This is a genomic window from Limosilactobacillus gastricus PS3, assembly GCF_000247775.1.
In the GTDB taxonomy this organism is placed as follows: domain Bacteria; phylum Bacillota; class Bacilli; order Lactobacillales; family Lactobacillaceae; genus Limosilactobacillus; species Limosilactobacillus gastricus_A.
In genome coordinates, this window is sequence record NZ_AICN01000014.1 from 13,595 (window position 1) to 32,518 (window position 18,924).

Below are 18,924 nucleotides of genomic sequence, written 5' to 3' on the forward strand. Positions count from 1 at the left end.
CCTCTAGAAAGCAAACGGTTTCAAATTAATCTTTCATTAAAATTAAATATTTTATAGAAAAATTAAGATTTGGTGATAACATTAAATCATTCTTAATTTTTCAGGAGGTTCGATTCATGAACAATTCTACAGCTCACGAACATAAGGGAGCTAAAAAGACCTATGCGAACTCATCCAAATGGATGGAAGCTGCATATCGGATTTTCGCTGCCGTTGCTAATGCCGTCTTGGTTATTTTAGGGGGTGGACTTTTAGTCCAAACCATTGGTCAATTAACTGGGATTCAAGCGTTAACGTTAGTTGGGGCTGCTATTCAAGTCTTACTTGCTCCTGCAATCGGTTATGCCGTAGCTTCTCAAGTTCATACTAATACTTTGGTAACCTTTGCTTCGATGGCTTCAGCCATGATCGGGGCCAATGCCGTTCACTTTACCACTACTGCCACTCAAGCCTTGACAGCTACCGGTCAAGCTTATGCGACGGCCGCAAATGCTCCTGTTTATACAACTGGGCAACCAATTTCGGCGCTGTTAGCAGCCGTTTGTGCAACCATCGTTGGGAAATGGTTAACTGGTAAAACTCCGCTTGACATGGTCCTAGTGCCATTTGGCGCCTTAGCCGTCGGGGTGGTTGCTGGTTTAGCCCTCGCTGCCGTGGTTACGCCTGCCCTACTAGCAGTTTCTAAGTGGATCGCTAACATGGAACAAGTTTCTCCAGTTATTGGTTCCATCGCTATCTCAGTGGTTTGGGCCCTCTTCTTGATGACGCCAGCCTCTTCTGCTGCCTTATCAGTGGCCTTGATGTTGGATCCAATCTCATCAGCTGCCGCCCTAATTGGAACAACGTCACAATTCGTTAACTACACGGTCATGTCCTTCCGTCAAAACAACGCTGGGGCTAACATTGCTCAATTTGTAGTGACCCCAAAGATCCAATTCCCGAATATCTTAATTAATCCTTGGCTCTTAGTTCCATCGGTAACCGCCGCAGCAATTTGTGCACCTATTGCCACTTCGCTTGGGTTCCGTTCTACCTACACCTTGGGTGGTTTGGGATTAAACTCCTTTATTGCCCCAATCGCCTATCTATCCAAGGGGCCTTACCAATTAATGCTTTACGTCCTCTTTGGGATGATCGTGCCGGCTGTAATTTCCTTAGCCCTTTACTTCTTCATGAAGAAGATCGGCTTGATTGGTGAAAATCAACTTCACCTTGATATTGTTTAAACTATAAAAGCTGGTTAAAAATGTGATCTAAACAAAACGAGGCAGGGAAGAAACATGAATTTGTTTCTTCCCTGCCCTTTTAATTGTCAATTTGCTTGTAAATTCATGGATGAACTATGCTTAGCCATTGATTTTTCAGGATACAATTCTTTGGCAATCGCGTTAACTGCATTAACGGCCTCACCAAAACCCGTTGCAATTAGATCGGCACGCCCATCATAGATGGCACAATCACCGATGGCATACACGCCTTTAACATTGGTTTGCAACTGTTGATTAACCTTTAGGCGCCCCCGTTCGCCAGCTAATGGTAAATCCCATTGCTGAAGAGCCCCATTATTAGCTGTAAACCCATAATTAACCAACAGCTTGTCAACCGTTAACTGCTTAGTTGCCGTTGACTTCATCTTTTTGAGATCCAATTCAATTTCTTGACCATCTCCTGGATGAATAGCTTGGGGCAAATATGGCGTTAGAATCTCAACCGTCGAAGCTTTTAATTGATTAACCGCATGTTCCATGGCCCGAAAGTTATCCCGCCGGTGGATTAAGGTAACCGATTTAGCAACTGGTTCTAACATTAATGCCATATCAATTGCTGAATCGCCACCACCTAAAATCGCTACTCGCTGATCCTGGTATGTCGCTTTAGGTTGGACAAAATATTGTAGTTGTTGCCCTTCGAATTGTTCAGCCCCTATTAAGGCCAACTTCCGTGGCGCAAAGGCTCCATTCCCTAAGGCAATTAGAATTGCTTTGGTATGGGTCCTTGTTTGGTCAGTCGTTACCGCAAAGGTTCCATCAGGTAAAGCTTGGACATTGGTGACCTCTTGATTTAAATGATAATCAATCGGCGCCACTTCCAATTGTTTAATCAGGTGCTGGGTCAACTGGTTCCCGGTGACACCAGCTAAACCGGCAACATCCCAAATTTGCTTCTCAGGGTACAAAGTGGCTGGTTGCCCACCCAGTTGGGGAAGGGCCTCAATTAATTGGGCTTTTAATTGATGGAGGCCACAGTAAAAGCCAGCAAAAATCCCTGCTGGCCCGCCACCAACAATGGTGACATCATAAATTTCCGTCATAGTTGTCTCCTTTAAAAATATTATTTTTCTATTTTAACAGGTACCAGTATAATTATAGTAACCAAAGATTTAAAATAAAAGGAGCAGCTCATGGCAAAGAAAAAAATGATTTTAGACTTAGATACAGGGGTTGATGATGCCTTAGCAATTGCGTATGCGGTGGCCGCCCCCGACGTGGACTTAATCGGCATTGTTGCCTCCTATGGAAACAACCTCCTCGATGTTTGTGCAGAAAATAGTTTGAAGTTATTAGAATTGCTCGGTCAAACCGATGTCCCGGTTTATAAGGGCTTGCCACACGCTAGTACGAGTGACCATTTTGAGGTCATGCAAGTTTCCTTGGATATCCATGGTAATAACGGCATCGGCGATGTTGATCTCCCTAAACCACAGCGCGCCGTTGAAAAACTATCGGGCGTTGATTTTTACATCCAAGCAGCTCATCAATACGGTCAAGACTTAATTATTATTCCCACCGGACCCATGACCAATTTAGCTGCGGCCTTAGAAAAAGATCCTGAAATTGCCGATCTAATTGGTAACGTGACTTTCATGGGTGGAGCTTTAACCGTCGAAGGGAACGTAACTGATGTGGCGGAAGCAAATATCAATCAAGATGCCAAGGCGGCTAATACCGTCCTTACCAGCTCCCTGCCACTCACTATGGTTGGATTAGACGTTACCTTACGGACCTTACTCACCAAGCAAGAAACGGCGCAATGGCGAGCTCTAGGTACCAAAGCTGGCCAAGCCTATGCTGATCTAACCGATTTTTATATTGATGCTTATTATAACTTAGACATTGATAAAAATGGTTGTGCCCTCCACGACCCATTAGCTGTTGGGGTTTCTTTAGATCCTTCCTTTGTCCAAACTCTCAGTCTCTTTATGAAAGTTATCTATGACGACCATAATTACGCTCGGACAATTGGGGATAAAGATAAACTTAATGATCCTAATCCGAATGTTAAGGTGGCCATTACCGTAGACAAAGAGCGCTATCTTGCAACTTTTATGAACTATTTAACGCAACTCTTTAAGGAACACTAATGATTAGAACAAATTGGCAATCACCATTAGGCGAAATTACCATCCTTAGTGATCATCAATTTTTATTTGGTCTCTGGTTTAAACAAGCCAATCATTATGGTGCCCACTATCAACTAGATGAAATTGCGTTGGGAACAACTGATGTGGCAGATCTAACGATTAATTGGTTAACCCAATATTTTAATCACCAAATAGTTGACCCTCGCTTGATCCCCGTTCATCCCGTGGGAACACCCTTTCAAATGGTTGTTTGGCAACAATTACGAGAGATCCCCTATGGTCAAGCCAAAACTTACCGAGAGCTGGCCCAGACCTTGCACAGCTCTCCTCGTGCCATTGGTAATGCCGTCGGGCGTAACCCGATTTCCATTATTATTCCCTGTCACCGGATTCTAAACGTTCATCAGCAAATGACTGGTTATGCGGGTGGAATCGCACGCAAACAGTTTTTATTAGAGCTTGAAGGAATTCCTTTCAAGGATTGATTTTACAGTTTAAATTGGTTATGATGAAGACAATCAATTAGTTATCTGGGGCGCTTTTTAGCTGAGATGAACCCATTGAACCTGCTCTGGTTAGGACCAGCGAAGGGAGATAAACGATTTTATTCATTGAATTAATTACTATCTCCCCCGTTTTGAGCCGTGCTTAAAGCGGGGTTTTATATTAATTGATAATTTTCAATTAGGGAGTGTGCGAAAAATGCAACACAAAGGTTTTAGTTTAAAGGATATTATTTTGTTGGCACTAATCGGGATTGTTTTTGGGGTAATTTTTGTTGGGGCCGGCTATTTATACAACATCATTATGTTAGCGCTAACTCCAGTCGGTTTTGGACCCGCTGCTGAAGACATCACCATAGGGCTCTGGTGCATGGCGGGCCCCTTGGCTGGTTTCCTCCTTCGCCGTCCTGGAGCTGCCTTTTTAGGCGAGGTCATCGGTGCTGTCGTCGAAATGTTAATTGGCGATCAATGGGGAGCTGCTAATCTCCTCTCTGGGGCCGTTCAAGGACTTGGTAGCGAGTTGGGCTTTGCTTTTACCGGATACAAAATTTACAACTGGTTAACTGCCATCTTAACTACCCTCACCACCTGTGCCGTCACCTTTGTTTGGGACTGGTTTAAGAGTGGTTACGACGCCTTTAAGCCCAGCACCGTGATTACTTTATTGATTATCCGGATTATCTGTATGTTCATTATTGACGGGGTCTTAGTTAAATTAATCAGTAATCTTTTGGAACGCTCACAAGTATTAAAGGCGCGTTAATTATGGCAATCCAAATCAATGACTTAAATTTTCAATATCAAGATCAAACAATCCTTAAGATCCCTGAACTAACGATTCCCGATGGACAATTCACCCTACTCTTTGGCCCGTCAGGTGGTGGTAAGTCAACTCTTTTGAAATTGATTGCCCACCTCTATCCAAAATACCGTGGGCACCTTGAAGGGCAGATCACTGGGAATGATCAGGTAGCCATGATGTTTCAAGATCCAAGCTTGCAATTTGCCTTAGATACTCCGCAACACGAATTAGAGTTCACGCTTGAGAACCTCCAAATTGCGCCAACCGAAATTCCCACGCGCATCCAGCAGGCTCTTAGCTTTTGTCAGATCGAAAACTTAAAAGATCGCCAAATCGTGACCCTATCCGGTGGGGAACAACAATTAGTCGCCCTAGCCGTCGCCGTTGCAATAGATGCCACCATCATCTTGTTGGATGAACCCTTTGCTAGCCTTGATCATCATCATCGCCACTGGATCTTAGAAAAGTTAATGCAACTGCGCCAGCAAGGCAAAACCATTATCATCGCTGATCATGATTTAAACGATTACCAGGATTACCAACCTCAAATTATTCAAGTTGGTCATGGCCAAGCTTACTATTTATCAAGCGACCAAATCCAAGCACTATTAAAGGTCCAAGCGATTGAATCACCGGTTGCGCTGCCGGATTCAACGGCGCCGATTTTAGAATTTAAAAACTTTGCCCTCCAACAAGGTCATCAAACTCTAATGGAGGTGTCAAGTTTAGCCGTCCCAACAAATAAAATCACCTTATTAACTGGTGAGTCGGGAAGTGGTAAGACCAGTCTTTTTAAGTCCATTACGAAACGCCTTCCTTATCAAGGAAGTTTAAAATTCAATCACAAAGAGATCGCTAAGTTAAAATCCCTAGGCTTAAATCAACAAATTGGCGTAATCTTCCAACAAGCCAGCGATCAATTTATCAACATTACGGTCCAAGAAGAACTTGACTTAAGTCGTCAACACGGTCACCATCCATACTTTACTGACGAAAACTTACAGGCTACCTTGACCGATCTGGGCTTAGATCAATTGATGGAGCGCGTAGTTTACTCCCTTAGTGGTGGTCAGCAAAAGAAACTCCAAGTTTTAGTCATGCTAATGATGGGGCAACCCGTTTTAATGCTCGATGAACCGCTAACCGGCTTGGATCGCCACTCGGCTCAGCAAATCATTAATCTAATCAGTAAGTGTCAAGCTGTCTACCCACAAACGATGTTAATCATCATCCATCAGTTAGCATTAATTGACAAGTTAGTCGACCACCACTTACACTTAGCTAATCACCGTTTAACTTATCAAGGAGTGGTTGCCTATGAACCCTAGCTATCAATTGCTACTCATTTTAATTTCTGCCTTAGAGATTACCTTCACCAAAAAGTTATTACCTAACTTGATCATTATCATCATTACCATCCTGTACTTAATGTATAAAAACTTACCGGCCAGGACCTGGTGGTGGATTTTAGCTGCCCCCATTATTCCGGGTCTAGCCATTCTGGTAACAATTGGCTGGTTTGGCTCGCATAATATTATGTACGCTTGGATTTTAGTCTCGCGGATTTACGTCTATATCCTGACCGGAACAGCGATTGTCAAAACTCACTCGACCTTAACGCTGACTCGATCTTTGGAGCAAAACCTCCACTTACCACCTAAGTATGCCTATGGGGTCTTAGCCGCTTTGAATTTGATCTCGAAGACGATTGAAAATGTCCAAAAAATCAAACAAGCCGCTGCCATGCGGGGGGTCATTTTAAATTATTGGTCACCCCAACTTTATTTCAAAGCGATTTTAACCGCCATCCACTGGTCAGATGAACTAGCCCAGGCGATGGAATCCCATGGCTTTAATGAGGTCCAATCGCGAACGGTTAGTCATGCCATTGCAGTTAAAACTAGTGATTGGTGGCTACTAATCGGTGGACTGATCATTCTGCAATTATTATTGATCTTTTGCCCCGTTTAAGTGGACTTTCATTCCTGAAGAATCTTTGTCGGATCTTCAGGTCTTTTTATTTCTTGACTAACATAATTACCAGTTGCTGACTAAGTTTGTTTTATAATAATCAAAAAGGAAAGTGGAGGATCTGATCATGCAAATGCGTAAATTAGGGCAATTAGAAGTTTCACCGATTGGGATGGGTTGTATGGGCTTTTCTCATGGCTATGGAAAGGTGCCGGAAACTGATGTCGCAATCAAGGCGATTCAGGGAGCCCACGATTACGGATGTACCTTTTTTGATACAGCCGAAACCTATGGACGCGAACAATTTTACCCTGGTCATAATGAACAACTGGTTGGTCAAGCAATCAAACCCTTTCGTAAAGAAGTGGTGTTAGCTTCCAAGATCCATATTTCAACCGAAGAATATCAAGCCAATCACGATCTATACCGAACCATTAAGCGACACTTACTACATTCATTAAAAAATTTACAAACTGACTACCTTGATCACTATTATCTCCACCGCTATAACGAAGAAATAGGGATGGCACCAGTCGCTGAAGTCATGGGGAAACTAATTGACGAAGGTCTAATTCGAGCTTGGGGAGTTTCTCAAGTTGGCCTAAATCTTCTTAAAACGGCGCATGAAATCACTCCGGTAAGTGCCGTCCAGAATCTTTATAATATGGTCGAACGGTCTTGTGAAAGTGAAATCATCTCCTATTGTTTACAAGAAGGCATTGGTTGCGTACCCTTCTCACCAATTGCTAGTGGCCTTTTATCAGGCAAAATTACGCAAACAACGAAATTCGAGGGGGATGACGTTCGGAAATTTGTTCCCCAATTACAAGCCGAAAATTTAGCGGCCAATCAACCGATCGTTGATTTATTGGACCGATTTAGTACCAGCAAACACGCTACCAAGGCCCAGATTGCCTTGGCTTGGATGTTAAAGAAATATCCAAATGTCGTCCCAATTCCAGGATCAAAAAATCTCCAACGGATCATTGAAAACCTCGGTGCTTGGAAGGTCCAACTGACCGATGCTGAGTTTAAGGATTTAGATGATTCTTTGAACCAATTAAAAATATATGGTCATCGAGGCTTTGAAGAATCTCAACAACATTCTTTTTCCAACAACTGGCGTTCATAACCGTATGAACGATGCATAAAAACGAATAATTAAATAAATATTCATTTTACGCTTGCATACTATGCATTTTAGTTGTATATTGTTCCTTGTAAATTAATAATTATTCATCAAGGAGAAAAAGATTATGGCTAATCCAAAAGTTGTGCTTGCTTATTCTGGTGGTCTCGACACTTCAGTTGAGATCGCCTGGTTAAAAAATGCTGGTTATGATGTCATCGCAGTTTGTTTTAATGTCGGTGAAGAAGAGATGGACCTTAGTGCCATCAAACAAAAAGGCCTCGATGTCGGAGCAATTGAATCGATTGTGGTCGATGCTCGGCATGAGTTTGCGACTGAATATGTCCTCCCTGCACTGCAAGCAAATGCTCTATACGAAGGAGTATATCCCTTAGTTTCTGCCCTTTCACGGCCGCTCATTTCAAAGCATTTAGTTGAAATCGCTAAGGAATACGGCGCTGTTGCGATCGCCCACGGGTGTACTGGTAAAGGGAATGACCAAGTCCGGTTTGAAGTATCCATTCACGCCTTGGCCCCAGATATGATCATTGAGGACCCGATCCGGGAAGTCCACTGGTCCCGGGAAGAAGAAATCGCCTATGCAAAGGACAATAACATTCCCGTTCCAATCACCAAGGAAAGCCCCTACTCTATTGACGAAAATCTATGGGGACGGGCTAATGAAGCGGGAGTACTAGAAGATCCATGGGTAGGTGCACCTGAAGATGCCTTTGCTCGGACTAACGCCTTAGAAAATACTCCGGACACGCCGGCAGTCGTCGAATTATCATTTGTGCAAGGTATCCCAACGGCTTTAAACGGCAGGGAATTACCATTAGAAGAATTGATTGCTCAACTAGACCATCTTGCAGGACAACATGGGATTGGTCGGATTGACCATATCGAGAACCGGTTGGTCGGCATTAAATCGCGGGAGGTATATGAAGCGCCGGCGGCCGAAGTTCTCATTAAAGCCCATCAAGATCTCGAAAACCTTACTATGGAACGGGGATTGGGTCATTACAAGCCCTTAGTAGAACATGAAATCAGTAATCTGATCTATAATGCTCAATGGTTCTCACCTCTCTTTAATTCCTTAATGGCCTTTATCAAAGCCAGTCAAACGGACGTAACCGGTACCGTTCGGGTTAAATTATTCAAAGGGAATGTCATCTGTGAAGGACGGAAATCGCCACTTTCCCTTTATAATGAGGATTTGGCTACTTACACTAGCTCGGACTCCTTTGATCACGAATCCGCTAACGGTTTCATTAAACTTTGGGGGCTGCCAACCCAGGTTTATGCCCAGGTACACCAACACGCTGAACAAAAGGACTAGTGCTTATGAGTATTCAAACTGCTTGGGGCGGTCGGTTTCAATCTGCAGGAGCCAAGTGGGTTGATGAATTCGGCGCTTCAATTGATTTTGACCAATTAATGGCTCATGAAGACATCGAAGGCTCCTTGGCCCACGTTCAAATGTTAGGCCATACGGGCATTTTAACAAGTCCAGAAGTCCAACAAATTAAAACCGGCCTAGAAGATTTGCAAGCCGATTTAGATGCTGGTAAATTAAGTTTTTCTGTGGAACGCGAAGATATTCATATGAATCTGGAGGCCTTATTGACGGAAAAGATTGGTCCCGTGGCCGGTAAATTACATACTGCCCGGTCCCGGAACGATCAGGTTGCCACCGATTTTCACTTATATTTAAAACACCGTCTTCCCCTAATTATCGAAACCATTAAAGAATTGCAAAGGGTCCTTGTGCAGCGGGCGGAAGAAAATGTGGAAACCATCATGCCAGGTTATACCCACCTTCAACATGCTCAGCCCATTTCATATGGCCATTATTTAATGGCTTATTACGCTATGCTTAAGCGGGATGTCGAACGGTTTGAATTTAATCAACACCATACCGACATCATGCCATTGGGGTCCGCAGCCTTAGCGGGGACCACTTTCCCCATCGACCGGGAATATACAGCCCAACTATTGGACTTCGGCCAAATTTACACAAATTCCTTGGATGCGGTTAGTGACCGGGATTTTGCCTTAGAATTTTTGAGTAATGCCGCCATCTTAATGATGCATTTGTCCCGACTCAGTGAAGAATTAATTTCCTGGTGCTCATATGAATTTAACTATCTTGAAATGGCCGATGAGTTCTCGACAGGAAGTTCAATTATGCCACAAAAGAAGAATCCTGATATGGCTGAGCTAACCCGTGGAAAAACCGGTCGGGTCTATGGGCACCTAATGGGTCTGTTATCCACCATGAAAGGACTCCCCTTAGCTTACAACAAGGATATGCAAGAAGATAAAGAAGGGGTTTTCGACACAGTTAAGACCATTATCCCCTGTCTAAAAGTTATGACCGGGATGATCAAAACTTTAAGTGTCCATCCCGACAAAATGGCCGCCGCCACCAAAAATGACTTTAGCAATGCTACCGAGTTGGCTGATTATTTGGCTACTAAGGGGATCCCCTTCCGACAGGCTCACGCCATCGTTGGTAATCTAGTTTATGAAGGACTCCAAAGTGGGAAAAATCTGCAAGACATTTCATTAGCAGATTATCAAAAGATCGACCCTCGAATTGAAGAAGACGTCTATCAAGTTCTCGATCCCAAAGTCGCGGTCCAACGGCGGACTTCCCTGGGCGGAACCGGCTTTGATCAAGTCAAAGCCCAAATAAAGCAAGCACATGCTGAATTAGATTAGCCAATTATAAATTCCGCCCAAAAGGCCTCCAACATCCAGAATGATGTTGGAGGCCTTTTAAATTATTCTTATTCTTGACGTAATAGCAAAGCTAACAAATCAGCTGGGGCAATTTTGCCAAAATAATATTCAGTATCAATTCGGCTTAGGGCATCCGCGAGCTCATTTTCTTGATAACGTACCCCGCGCAACTGCTTGGCAAATTCATTCACGTCCCCTTGGCCTAAAAAGTCACCATAAACCTGTAGATCAGTAATCCGACCATCGTTAATTTCTAAGCGAAAATCAACGGTCCCCTGATCAAAATGTTGTCGATGTTGAATCTTAGACACCGGAGATTTTCCGTACACCCAATCCCAATTGCTATAAACGGCTTGATTCAATTGATCAACCGCCTGTAAAGTGGCTTGGTCTAGCTCATATGGGCGGGCATCCTTTAAATCCGTCAGGCCTAAAATTTTCTTGGCTAGGGTGTCCCGAAATTCTTCAATCGTTAGATTTTGAAATTCCGGCGCAAAATGTGGTTTTAAGTTAGTAACTCGACTATGGACCGATTTGATTCCTTTGGAAGCAATCTTATCAGCCGGAACATTCAGCGCTTGACCAATGACATCGAGATCAACATCATACATCAATGTTCCATGTGAAAACATCCGCCCGTGTTCAACTCGCATCGCATTACCAGAAAATTTTTGCCCATTAATTTGAAGATCATTTCGACCTGACAACTCGGCCTTCGTTGCTCCCATTTCATGCAAGGCCTGAATAACCGGATCAGTAAATTTCCGAAAGTTACCTGATGAATGCCCGTCATCTTGCGTAATAAAGCTAAAACTAACGTTGCCTAAATCATCAAAGACGGCTCCACCGCCCGAGGTCCGACGGGTCACAACGATTTGATGGGCTTTCACATAATCTAAATTCACCTCTTCATAAGCGTTTTGATTCCGCCCCAAAATAATACAAGGTGAATTAATGTAAAAGTACAAGATGGGTTCGCTCAAGTCGGCATGTTCCATCAAGTAGGTTTCTAAAGCTAAATTATAACGAATATCATGACTCTTGGTGACTAAATACTTCAATTTTCTCGCCTCGATTTAAATTGATCAACCAACTTTACTGTAACATTAGGATGTTGACCTAACAACTTTTCCATCGGGCATCGACGCTTAGCAATTTCAAGTATTTCTTCCGCAACGGTCCGATTTACTTCTGGGATGCGTACTAGGACCAAAAGCTTAAATTGATACCCTTCAACGTCCTTACCTAGATCAACTTGCACCCGCACTTGACTATTATGAACCAGATCACGACGAGCTTCTTCAGCTTCAATGGTCGCATTAAGGCAGGTAGCATACGCCAGTCCAACCAATTGTTCAGGATTCGTCCCCGGCATCTCACTTAGGGGACTACTGGTCCGTAAGACGAGGTCACCCTTGGTTTCACCGAGAATTCCCATATCATTTTCCACCGTGGTTTGATATATTGATTTGAAGTCCATTGGTAACCTCCACTAGTTATTCAGCGTGCTTAGCTAACCGCTTCATCCGCGCTTCATGAATCATAATGTAGATTAACAATAATAAGGACAAGGCCGAAGCACCATACAAGACGGCGTTACTTGCCACCCAGCCATATTGGGCCACCAAGATCCCAATTAAAGCCGTCGCTAAAGTTTCCCCAAAAATGTACTGGAAGAAGCCCATAAAACCGGTCGACGACCCAACCGCAAACTTCGGCACGGCTTCGTTAACCATCAATCCAACTAAAGTTAACGGGGCGTAAATTAAAGTCCCCATGATAAAGAGAACCGTTACAATCAGCACATGACTAGTGCTATAGAAGTAAGTGGTTAAACAAGCGACTAGGCCTAAAACACAAATAAGACAAACTAGGGCCCGACGATCTTTCAGGAAATCGGAGATCGCCCCCATTAAGATCACCCCTGGCACAGCGGCAAGTTCAAAAATCCCAACTAGCCATTTAGCAAAATCAGGTGAAAAGCCTTTGGATTGAACCAAATAAGATGGAATCCAGGACATAACCCCATAACGTACCAGGTATAAGGACATAGAGGTTAAAGTAATGGCCCAGACCATCGGGTTCTTCAAAATATATTGGACAAAAATTTGCCATAAGGATAAGTCTGTCAAATCATCCGATGAAGTTTCCCCACCATCAAGGACCACCTCATCCCCAGTATATTCAGAAATACTTGGCAACCCAACGGCAGCTGGTCGTTCTGAACCGGCCCACAAGACAAAGAGGGCAATAATGACCGAAACGACGGAAGCGGTATAAAAGACCGCTTGAATCGATCCTGAGAACATAAAAACGGCTAGTTGAACGACGGCTACACAACAAAAGGCTCCAGCGTTGTGCGCTGATGACCAGATCGAGTAGACGGTCCCCCGCCAACGCTTTCCCCACCAAAGTTGGATAGTGCGTTGACAAGCAGCGGCTCCCATCCCTTGCGCAATTGACATGACCAGCATCAAAATCATCATCAAATAAAAATTCCGGGTCGCCCCTAAGCCCACGTTTAAGATGGCGGAAACAATCAGCCCCGTTGCCAGGTAACGAATGGTATTACTCTTGTCACTCAAGGCTCCCATGAATAATTTGGAAATCCCATAGCCAATCCCAAAACAGGATAAAATAAGTCCCACTTGGGCGGTGGTGAAGCCATAATCTTTCATAATATCATTTTGTTCGGTCGTGAAAATTAACCGAATAATATAGTACCCAATATAACCGATACACAATGACAACAGAACCCCCGTTTGATGCCATCGATAACTACTAACAACCTTTTCTGCCGGGACCTTCTTGCTTGCGTCAGGTGCCGGCCGTAAGAATGGAATCATCTGATTCTACCTCCCCATTTCAAAAATTTACATTTTCATTGTATGGGGTTCAGCCCGGCTTTGCAACCGTTTTCAAAAAGATAATAACTTTTTTATCAAGTAATATATCACGACATAACTTTCCTAAGTTATCTCTTTTAAATTCTCAGCTCACCAGCTACATCCCCGGTCAATTAATGCTAAAATAAAGAAAAGAGACAAAGGATGTGGTGGTATGTTTCCAGAACGTTTACGGGCCTTACGCCGCGGGCAAAAAATCACCTTACGGGAGCTATGTGATGTACTGAATGCCAATCTTGGCCCCGATGAACGGCCCAATACTCCGTCACAAATCGGCAATTGGGAACGAGGGATTCGGACCCCTAATTATATTGAAGTCCGCAAACTTGCAGAATTTTTTGACGTGAGTCTCGACTATTTAACCGGTCGTGCCGAACGTGACGATCATGATCTGGCAAAGCTATTCTTCTCGAGTAAGGATCTCTCCTTTAACCATACAACTTTAACTAGCGAGGATCGTTACGAAATTTTTCAATTGATTGATGGTTACTTAAAGGGCCGGCAAAACCGAAGTGAAACCGAAACTTTCTACGGTACGCAAGAAGAATTGAACCTCAAATTCTAGTCTGGAGGAACCTGTGAATCCCAAAAAACTCAAACAATTAAAAAAACAACACCGCAAAGCAAATCCTCAGTCGCGACAATCAACTTATATTCAACAATTGACACAATATGGAGAACTTTTTCAAGATTTCCCACGGATTAAGTATCTAATTAATCTCATTCTCGTTAATGATCGGCTGATGCAAGATCAGCTCTTACCCCAACCAGTCGTGAAAATGTTATTACCAGACGACATTCAAGATGAGATTTTTACTTATTTGAACCAACATTATCCAAGTGGTGATCCAACTGGCGATCGATTATGGGAAGAATATAGTGAAGCCTTACCAAAACTGGATCGTTTATTGCGTAATTACCGTGACTACTTGGAAGCGACTTATGGGATGTGGTCATTCACTAACACTAAATTTATAAGCGCCTTGAGCAAATACTTACAGGGAGCCCCCGTTCTAGAAATTATGGCGGGAAACGGTTATATCTCTAAAGGGCTTCACGATCTGAACCACCAGCAGACTATCATCACGACTGACGACCAATCTTGGGTTAAAGAGAATGAAACCGGTAAGCATCCTGTGACTAAGGTGCAAAATTATTCGGCCATTGCTGCCATCAAGAATTTTCATGATCAAGTTGACTACGTCATTATGGCTTGGGCTCCTGATAAAGGGGATGCTGATTGGCAGGTCTTACAATTAATCCGGCAAGCTTACCCCGAGTTGAAGTTATTAGTAATCGGTGAATACCAAGGAGCAACGAACTCCCAACAATTCTGGCAAATGGCGCAATTAAGTCAACCCGACGCTGTCCAACCCCTAAATCAAGCCTTACAATCATTCGACCTCGTCGACGAACAAATTTATCTGGTCCAATAGAAAAACCACCAACTTGACCATTTCTGATCAAATTGGTGGTTTTTAAGGTATTGATATGATCTCAGACTCAAGAACTAGTTCACAATCACCCTTGAATCGAACACCCTACAATCCGGTAGGTTTCGTGTCCCCTTTCCGAAAAAATCAACGTAACCAATTGGGGTTGGTTACCGACCTCTCGGCTCATCGTAACTTTAATTTAACACACTTTGTAGCTGGTGACTAGTCATCAACACTTTCTCGATTATTAATTGCCGTTGCGATGTGTTCAGTTACCCAGTTCTTAAAAGGTTCAACATAATTATCAACCGCCGGCATTAATTCATCAGCCGTCGTTAATTCGTCAATCCGTAGTCCTGAAGCATTTACTTGGTCACCTTCAATAACCATGTAGACTTTAACTTCATACAGCGCTGTTTGATCTAATAATTTTGGATCTAGGCGAGGGGCTTCAATTAAGGGCACATTGATTAGATTTGTTTCTAAGCGCACATTTACGGGATCTCCTACTGGCATCTCAACTTGCCAACTAAATTGGGCTAAGTAGCCAGCAGCTAACTGACTGCTAACATGTTCGAGCCCCGCTTGTAAGTTTTCCTGGGTCAGTTGATCAGCGGTTAAGCCTTGCGAAGCAACCTGAATGCGTTCTGTTTCTAACTGTGTAAGTAATTCGGTAACTGTCATTTCCATTATTTGTGTTTCTTCCTCCATCGTGCCTCGTGTGCTTTGGTCCGTTGATTAAAGCCATCGACAATCCCAGTTAAAGATGTCATCACGCCGATTACTCCAATAAGCTGTGTTAAAATCCCTAAGCCTGAAAAGCGTGCACTCACTTGTAAGATTCCACCTAAGGAAAGGATCCCAAAATAAAGCATCACTATAATCGTCCCGTAAGAAGCGAGCATGGTTTGGGTGTATTTAGCGATAATGATGACCGCTTCTAAAATCGTCATTAAAATGATTCGCCCCCAGATCGCCCCGCTCAAAAGAGAGGTTCCAATTTGAACTTGCATTAAAATTTCAATAAGACAAGCCATGAGCCAGCTGATCAAGGTGACGAAGGCAAATCGTGTTTCTTCTTTCATAATTGCTCCCCTTGCATTATTCCCAACAATTCTACCTGATTGGCAATCAATCTGCAATTCATCGATAAGAATTAAGTTTTTATGTGAATTTCTTAATAAAATCAATTATAATAAAGAAAAGCTGTGTGGAGGGGAAACATTATGCAACTTAAAGAATATCATCATATTTTGGTACCGGTTGATGGGTCCAAAGCTACCGAAGCCGTCGTTGCTCAGGCAGCGGTCATGGCAAAAGCCCACCACGCTAATTTAGAACTCTTGAATGTCGTTCAAGTAGCTCAATTTAGCGATGGAATTATCTCAGGAATTTCCTTGGATAAAGATCAAACCTACAACCTCATTAATCAAGCCAATGAACGTTTACAGGATCTTAAAAAAGAACTGGAAGCCACTGGCGTGGAAAAGGTCGGCGTCCATGTCCGTTTTGGTAATCCTAAACAAGTGATTGCCCATGATTTCGTGGAAGACCACCAGATTGATCTAATCGTGATGGGTGCCACTGGATTATCAGCGGTTGAACGGATGGTCGTCGGTTCCGTTACCCAGTACGCAACGCGCAATGCCGATGCGGATGTCTTAGTCGTTAAGATCAATAAGGATGATTTTAAGGTCAAGAGTTCGTCAGATGAACCAATCGTTGGGCTATAGAATATTAATTAATAGTGAAGCAGCTGGTGAAGAAACGTTATTCTTCACCAGCTGCTTTCTTTTCCTCATTCAACTCCTTTTAAGGCTTGAACCATGTCCAACCTTCGAATTCGTCGACTGATTAAGAGACTCGTCGATAAGGAACATAGCCAAACAAAAACCGACGCTAGCGTAATCGTCATCCTAACCAGATATACTCGGACGTGAAAGACCTTTTATTTATACCCGATAATGAATTCAAACCAACCCTTAAATTGTCAAGATTATAGACCATTCCGCTTTTCCATTAATTTTCGGAATGCTAATTCTTTGCCACCAACGTGTTCAATTTTTATTAGAGTTTCTATCTCCAATAAATCTGATCGTTGTAATGCATCAATTAAGTCTTTTTGACTTCTATCGTACGTTAACACTTGACCATGACCTGCTGCCAAACATTGTAAAAATAAACGAGTCGACCTTCCGTTTCCCTCTCTAAATGGGTGCAAAAAATTCAGATCGTTTAGTAAATCTGCATATATTTTTCTGTTAATCGGAATTGATAATGGTAAGGATTTCAATTCATCATTTATATGATTAATACCACTGGATAAAGCATGGACCTCCAGAAAATGAAAACCTCCTTTAGCCAAATCGTAGTCACGTATCTCTCCTGCCCATTCGTAAATGGAACCAAACAACAATAAATGGATTTTACACAAATCATCAATGGACTTAGGAATTCTTTGCTGATTTAAATATAAATAAGAGTATCTTGAAACTACAGTATATTCATATATCCTTAGTTGCTCAGCATTACGAACATCAAGTTTATTTCTTAGAGTCCCATTCGAATAATTAAATTTATCCATAATTACTCGTCACCAAATATTTCTTTATATCGTGCTATGTATTCGGGATCTGGATTATGAGCAAATCTTAATAGATCTTCGATATCTTGCTTAGTTGGCTCCCAACCTTCCATCACATTATTTTCCACCGCAAATCTAATTTGTTGGTACATCTCGTAGTTATCGATTTTAACGCCTTGGATCGTCATTAAATCATCATTGGTTTCTAATTCGAATTTAGAAGGATTTATAATATCTAATAGTTGGCCAGCTGACATATACAACGGTTTAGCTACAGCATCCAATATTTTAATTGACCAAGAATCAATAGGTCTATTTAATGTTTGATTAATAGTCGCTAAACTAATTCCACTTGTTTCAGCTATCATAGTTTGAGTGATTTGATTATCATCTAATAAATTTTTCAATGTAACATTCATCATTTTCATCACCTCACTTATATGATACCATATTTTAATATGGTTTTTCATAAAAATCCCCCTAGCTCCTATCTCAGAACTAGGGGGATTTACATTACTTCTTTAACGCTTCTTCTACCTCAAAGCCCATTGGAATAGATGGCATGGCGCCATATTTTTGGACGGTTAGACTGGAAGCTCGTTGGGCATAGGTAATTGCTTCATCCAGGTTATCTAAACTTGTTGAAAGTTGGGAAGCTAAAGCCCCAATGAAGGTATCACCAGCCGCAGTAGGGTCAACTGCTGTAACCGTAAAAGCCGGCACGATTCCTGCTTGATCCTTGGTAGCATAGTAAACTCCGCGTTTCCCTAAAGTAATTAACACTACTGGGATCCCCATTGCTTGGAAATGTTGGGCGATCAGATCCAACGAAGCTTCATCAGTTAACTTGACCCCCGTCAATAATTCGGCTTCCGTTTCGTTGGGTGCGATCACATCCACATATTGGGCTAATTCTGGAATTAATTGACTGGCCGGCGCAGGATTTAAAATCGTCACCACTTGATGCGCTTTTGCCCGCTTAAAGGCTTCCAGGGTCACCGCTTGGGGCGTTTCAAATTGGGCAATCATAAAATCAACGTCCTCAAAAACCTGATCAGTCCCATCCAAGACACTGGTGGTCATTGCTTGATTGGCTCCACCATACACCATGATATTGTTTTGGCCCTCTTCATTAAGAGTTACTAAGGCTGTCCCCGTTCCATGATCCATATTCGTGGTTAAATGCGCCGTATAGATCCGCTCATCGTCTAAACATTCGCGCATTAGCTTTCCTTCATCGTCATTCCCGACACTTCCGATAAAATAAGTTTTCGCCCCCGATCGGGCGGCTGCGACCGCTTGATTCGCACCTTTTCCCCCAGGTGCTGAACTTCGACTAATGGCCGAAATTGTCTCACCCGGTTCCGGAAAACGGACAACGCGGTAAGTCGTGTCCACATTTAAACTCCCTAATACCGCCACTCGATTTGCCATGATCTGATCCTCTTTTCGATTATTTACATCTTTAATTTTACCAATAAAAAAAG

General features: G+C 42.7%; 21 protein-coding genes and 1 riboswitch. Of the genes, 12 read left to right on the forward strand and 9 right to left on the reverse strand.

Features of this window, described 5'->3' with window-relative positions:
* Positions 1-116 precede the first annotated feature (116 nt).
* Positions 117-1,226, forward strand: a complete 1,110-nt coding sequence (locus PS3_RS01385; RefSeq protein WP_007121780.1) for a PTS transporter subunit IIC — start codon at positions 117-119, stop codon at positions 1,224-1,226.
* Between the two features lie 86 nt (positions 1,227-1,312).
* Here the strand turns inward: PS3_RS01385 and PS3_RS01390 are convergent, their stop codons facing one another.
* Entirely contained in the window at positions 1,313-2,311 is a 999-nt protein-coding gene (locus PS3_RS01390) for an NAD(P)/FAD-dependent oxidoreductase (protein ID WP_007121781.1), read from the reverse strand.
* Positions 2,312-2,401: 90 nt separating this feature from the next.
* Between PS3_RS01390 and PS3_RS01395 the strand changes: the two genes are divergently transcribed.
* The 8 genes from PS3_RS01395 (at position 2,402) to argH (ending at position 10,490) form a co-directional block, all read left to right on the forward strand.
* A complete protein-coding gene (locus PS3_RS01395) occupies positions 2,402-3,361 on the forward strand; it encodes a nucleoside hydrolase (RefSeq protein WP_007121782.1) in 960 nt (319 codons plus the stop codon).
* Positions 3,361-3,846, forward strand: a complete 486-nt coding sequence (locus tag PS3_RS01400) for a methylated-DNA--[protein]-cysteine S-methyltransferase (RefSeq protein ID WP_007121783.1) — start codon at positions 3,361-3,363, stop codon at positions 3,844-3,846. The genes PS3_RS01395 and PS3_RS01400 overlap by 1 nt, the downstream gene beginning before the upstream one ends.
* Positions 3,847-3,882: 36 nt before the next feature.
* Positions 3,883-3,971: riboswitch (TPP riboswitch) on the forward strand.
* A 92-nt stretch (positions 3,972-4,063) separates the two neighbouring features.
* The gene (locus tag PS3_RS01405) at positions 4,064-4,627 is read left to right on the forward strand and encodes an ECF transporter S component (RefSeq protein WP_007121784.1); all 564 of its coding nucleotides are present in this window, start codon (positions 4,064-4,066) and stop codon (positions 4,625-4,627) included.
* Positions 4,628-4,629: 2 nt separating this feature from the next.
* Positions 4,630-5,994: an ATP-binding cassette domain-containing protein gene (locus PS3_RS01410; protein ID WP_007121785.1), complete on the forward strand. Its 1,365-nt coding sequence runs from the start codon at positions 4,630-4,632 to the stop codon at positions 5,992-5,994.
* On the forward strand, positions 5,984-6,637 hold the full coding sequence (locus PS3_RS01415; RefSeq protein ID WP_007121786.1) for an energy-coupling factor transporter transmembrane component T family protein: 654 nt from the start codon (positions 5,984-5,986) through the stop codon (positions 6,635-6,637). The genes PS3_RS01410 and PS3_RS01415 overlap by 11 nt, the downstream gene beginning before the upstream one ends.
* A gap of 127 nt (positions 6,638-6,764) precedes the next feature.
* Positions 6,765-7,769 (forward strand): aldo/keto reductase, encoded by a 1,005-nt coding sequence (locus PS3_RS01420; protein WP_040467865.1) that lies wholly within the window; start codon positions 6,765-6,767, stop codon positions 7,767-7,769.
* A gap of 124 nt (positions 7,770-7,893) precedes the next feature.
* Complete coding sequence (locus PS3_RS01425) at positions 7,894-9,105, forward strand: argininosuccinate synthase (RefSeq protein ID WP_007121788.1); 1,212 nt, start codon at positions 7,894-7,896, stop codon at positions 9,103-9,105.
* Positions 9,106-9,110: 5 nt separating this feature from the next.
* Complete coding sequence (argH, locus tag PS3_RS01430) at positions 9,111-10,490, forward strand: argininosuccinate lyase (protein ID WP_007121789.1); 1,380 nt, start codon at positions 9,111-9,113, stop codon at positions 10,488-10,490.
* 68 nt (positions 10,491-10,558) lie between these two features.
* Here argH and PS3_RS01435 read toward each other — a convergent pair whose 3' ends face one another.
* From PS3_RS01435 to PS3_RS01445, 3 genes are read right to left on the reverse strand one after another with little or no spacing between them, the layout of a single operon-like run.
* Positions 10,559-11,572, reverse strand: coding sequence for a lipoate--protein ligase (locus PS3_RS01435; RefSeq protein ID WP_007121790.1), 1,014 nt, complete (start codon positions 11,570-11,572; stop codon positions 10,559-10,561).
* Complete coding sequence (locus tag PS3_RS01440) at positions 11,569-11,991, reverse strand: OsmC family protein (RefSeq protein WP_007121791.1); 423 nt, start codon at positions 11,989-11,991, stop codon at positions 11,569-11,571. The genes PS3_RS01435 and PS3_RS01440 overlap by 4 nt, the downstream gene beginning before the upstream one ends.
* A 16-nt stretch (positions 11,992-12,007) precedes the next feature.
* Entirely contained in the window at positions 12,008-13,357 is a 1,350-nt protein-coding gene (locus tag PS3_RS01445; protein ID WP_007121792.1) for an MFS transporter, read from the reverse strand.
* 214 nt (positions 13,358-13,571) lie between these two features.
* Between PS3_RS01445 and PS3_RS01450 the strand changes: the two genes are divergently transcribed.
* Positions 13,572-13,982, forward strand: coding sequence for a helix-turn-helix domain-containing protein (locus tag PS3_RS01450; RefSeq protein ID WP_007121793.1), 411 nt, complete (start codon positions 13,572-13,574; stop codon positions 13,980-13,982).
* Positions 13,983-13,995: 13 nt separating this feature from the next.
* Positions 13,996-14,853 carry a hypothetical protein gene (locus PS3_RS01455; protein ID WP_007121794.1) on the forward strand — a complete coding sequence of 286 codons (858 nt, stop codon included), beginning with the start codon at positions 13,996-13,998 and terminating at the stop codon, positions 14,851-14,853.
* 222 nt (positions 14,854-15,075) lie between these two features.
* Here PS3_RS01455 and PS3_RS01460 read toward each other — a convergent pair whose 3' ends face one another.
* On the reverse strand, positions 15,076-15,543 hold the full coding sequence (locus PS3_RS01460; RefSeq protein ID WP_007121795.1) for a hypothetical protein: 468 nt from the start codon (positions 15,541-15,543) through the stop codon (positions 15,076-15,078).
* On the reverse strand, positions 15,543-15,938 hold the full coding sequence (locus PS3_RS01465) for a hypothetical protein (RefSeq protein WP_040467866.1): 396 nt from the start codon (positions 15,936-15,938) through the stop codon (positions 15,543-15,545). Before PS3_RS01465 ends, PS3_RS01460 begins: the two co-directional genes overlap by 1 nt.
* A gap of 141 nt (positions 15,939-16,079) precedes the next feature.
* On the opposite strand from PS3_RS01465, the gene PS3_RS01470 reads away from it, so the two are divergent.
* Positions 16,080-16,586 carry a universal stress protein gene (locus PS3_RS01470; RefSeq protein ID WP_040467867.1) on the forward strand — a complete coding sequence of 169 codons (507 nt, stop codon included), beginning with the start codon at positions 16,080-16,082 and terminating at the stop codon, positions 16,584-16,586.
* 263 nt (positions 16,587-16,849) lie between these two features.
* Here PS3_RS01470 and PS3_RS01475 read toward each other — a convergent pair whose 3' ends face one another.
* The 3 genes from PS3_RS01475 to rbsK are packed head-to-tail and all read right to left on the reverse strand — an operon-like array spanning position 16,850 to position 18,871.
* On the reverse strand, positions 16,850-17,437 hold the full coding sequence (locus tag PS3_RS01475) for a Fic/DOC family protein (RefSeq protein ID WP_040467868.1): 588 nt from the start codon (positions 17,435-17,437) through the stop codon (positions 16,850-16,852).
* A 2-nt stretch (positions 17,438-17,439) separates the two neighbouring features.
* Entirely contained in the window at positions 17,440-17,907 is a 468-nt protein-coding gene (locus tag PS3_RS01480) for a helix-turn-helix domain-containing protein (RefSeq protein WP_050950787.1), read from the reverse strand.
* 43 nt (positions 17,908-17,950) lie between these two features.
* The gene (gene rbsK / locus PS3_RS01485) at positions 17,951-18,871 is read right to left on the reverse strand and encodes a ribokinase (RefSeq protein ID WP_007121797.1); all 921 of its coding nucleotides are present in this window, start codon (positions 18,869-18,871) and stop codon (positions 17,951-17,953) included.
* Positions 18,872-18,924: the final 53 nt, after the last annotated feature.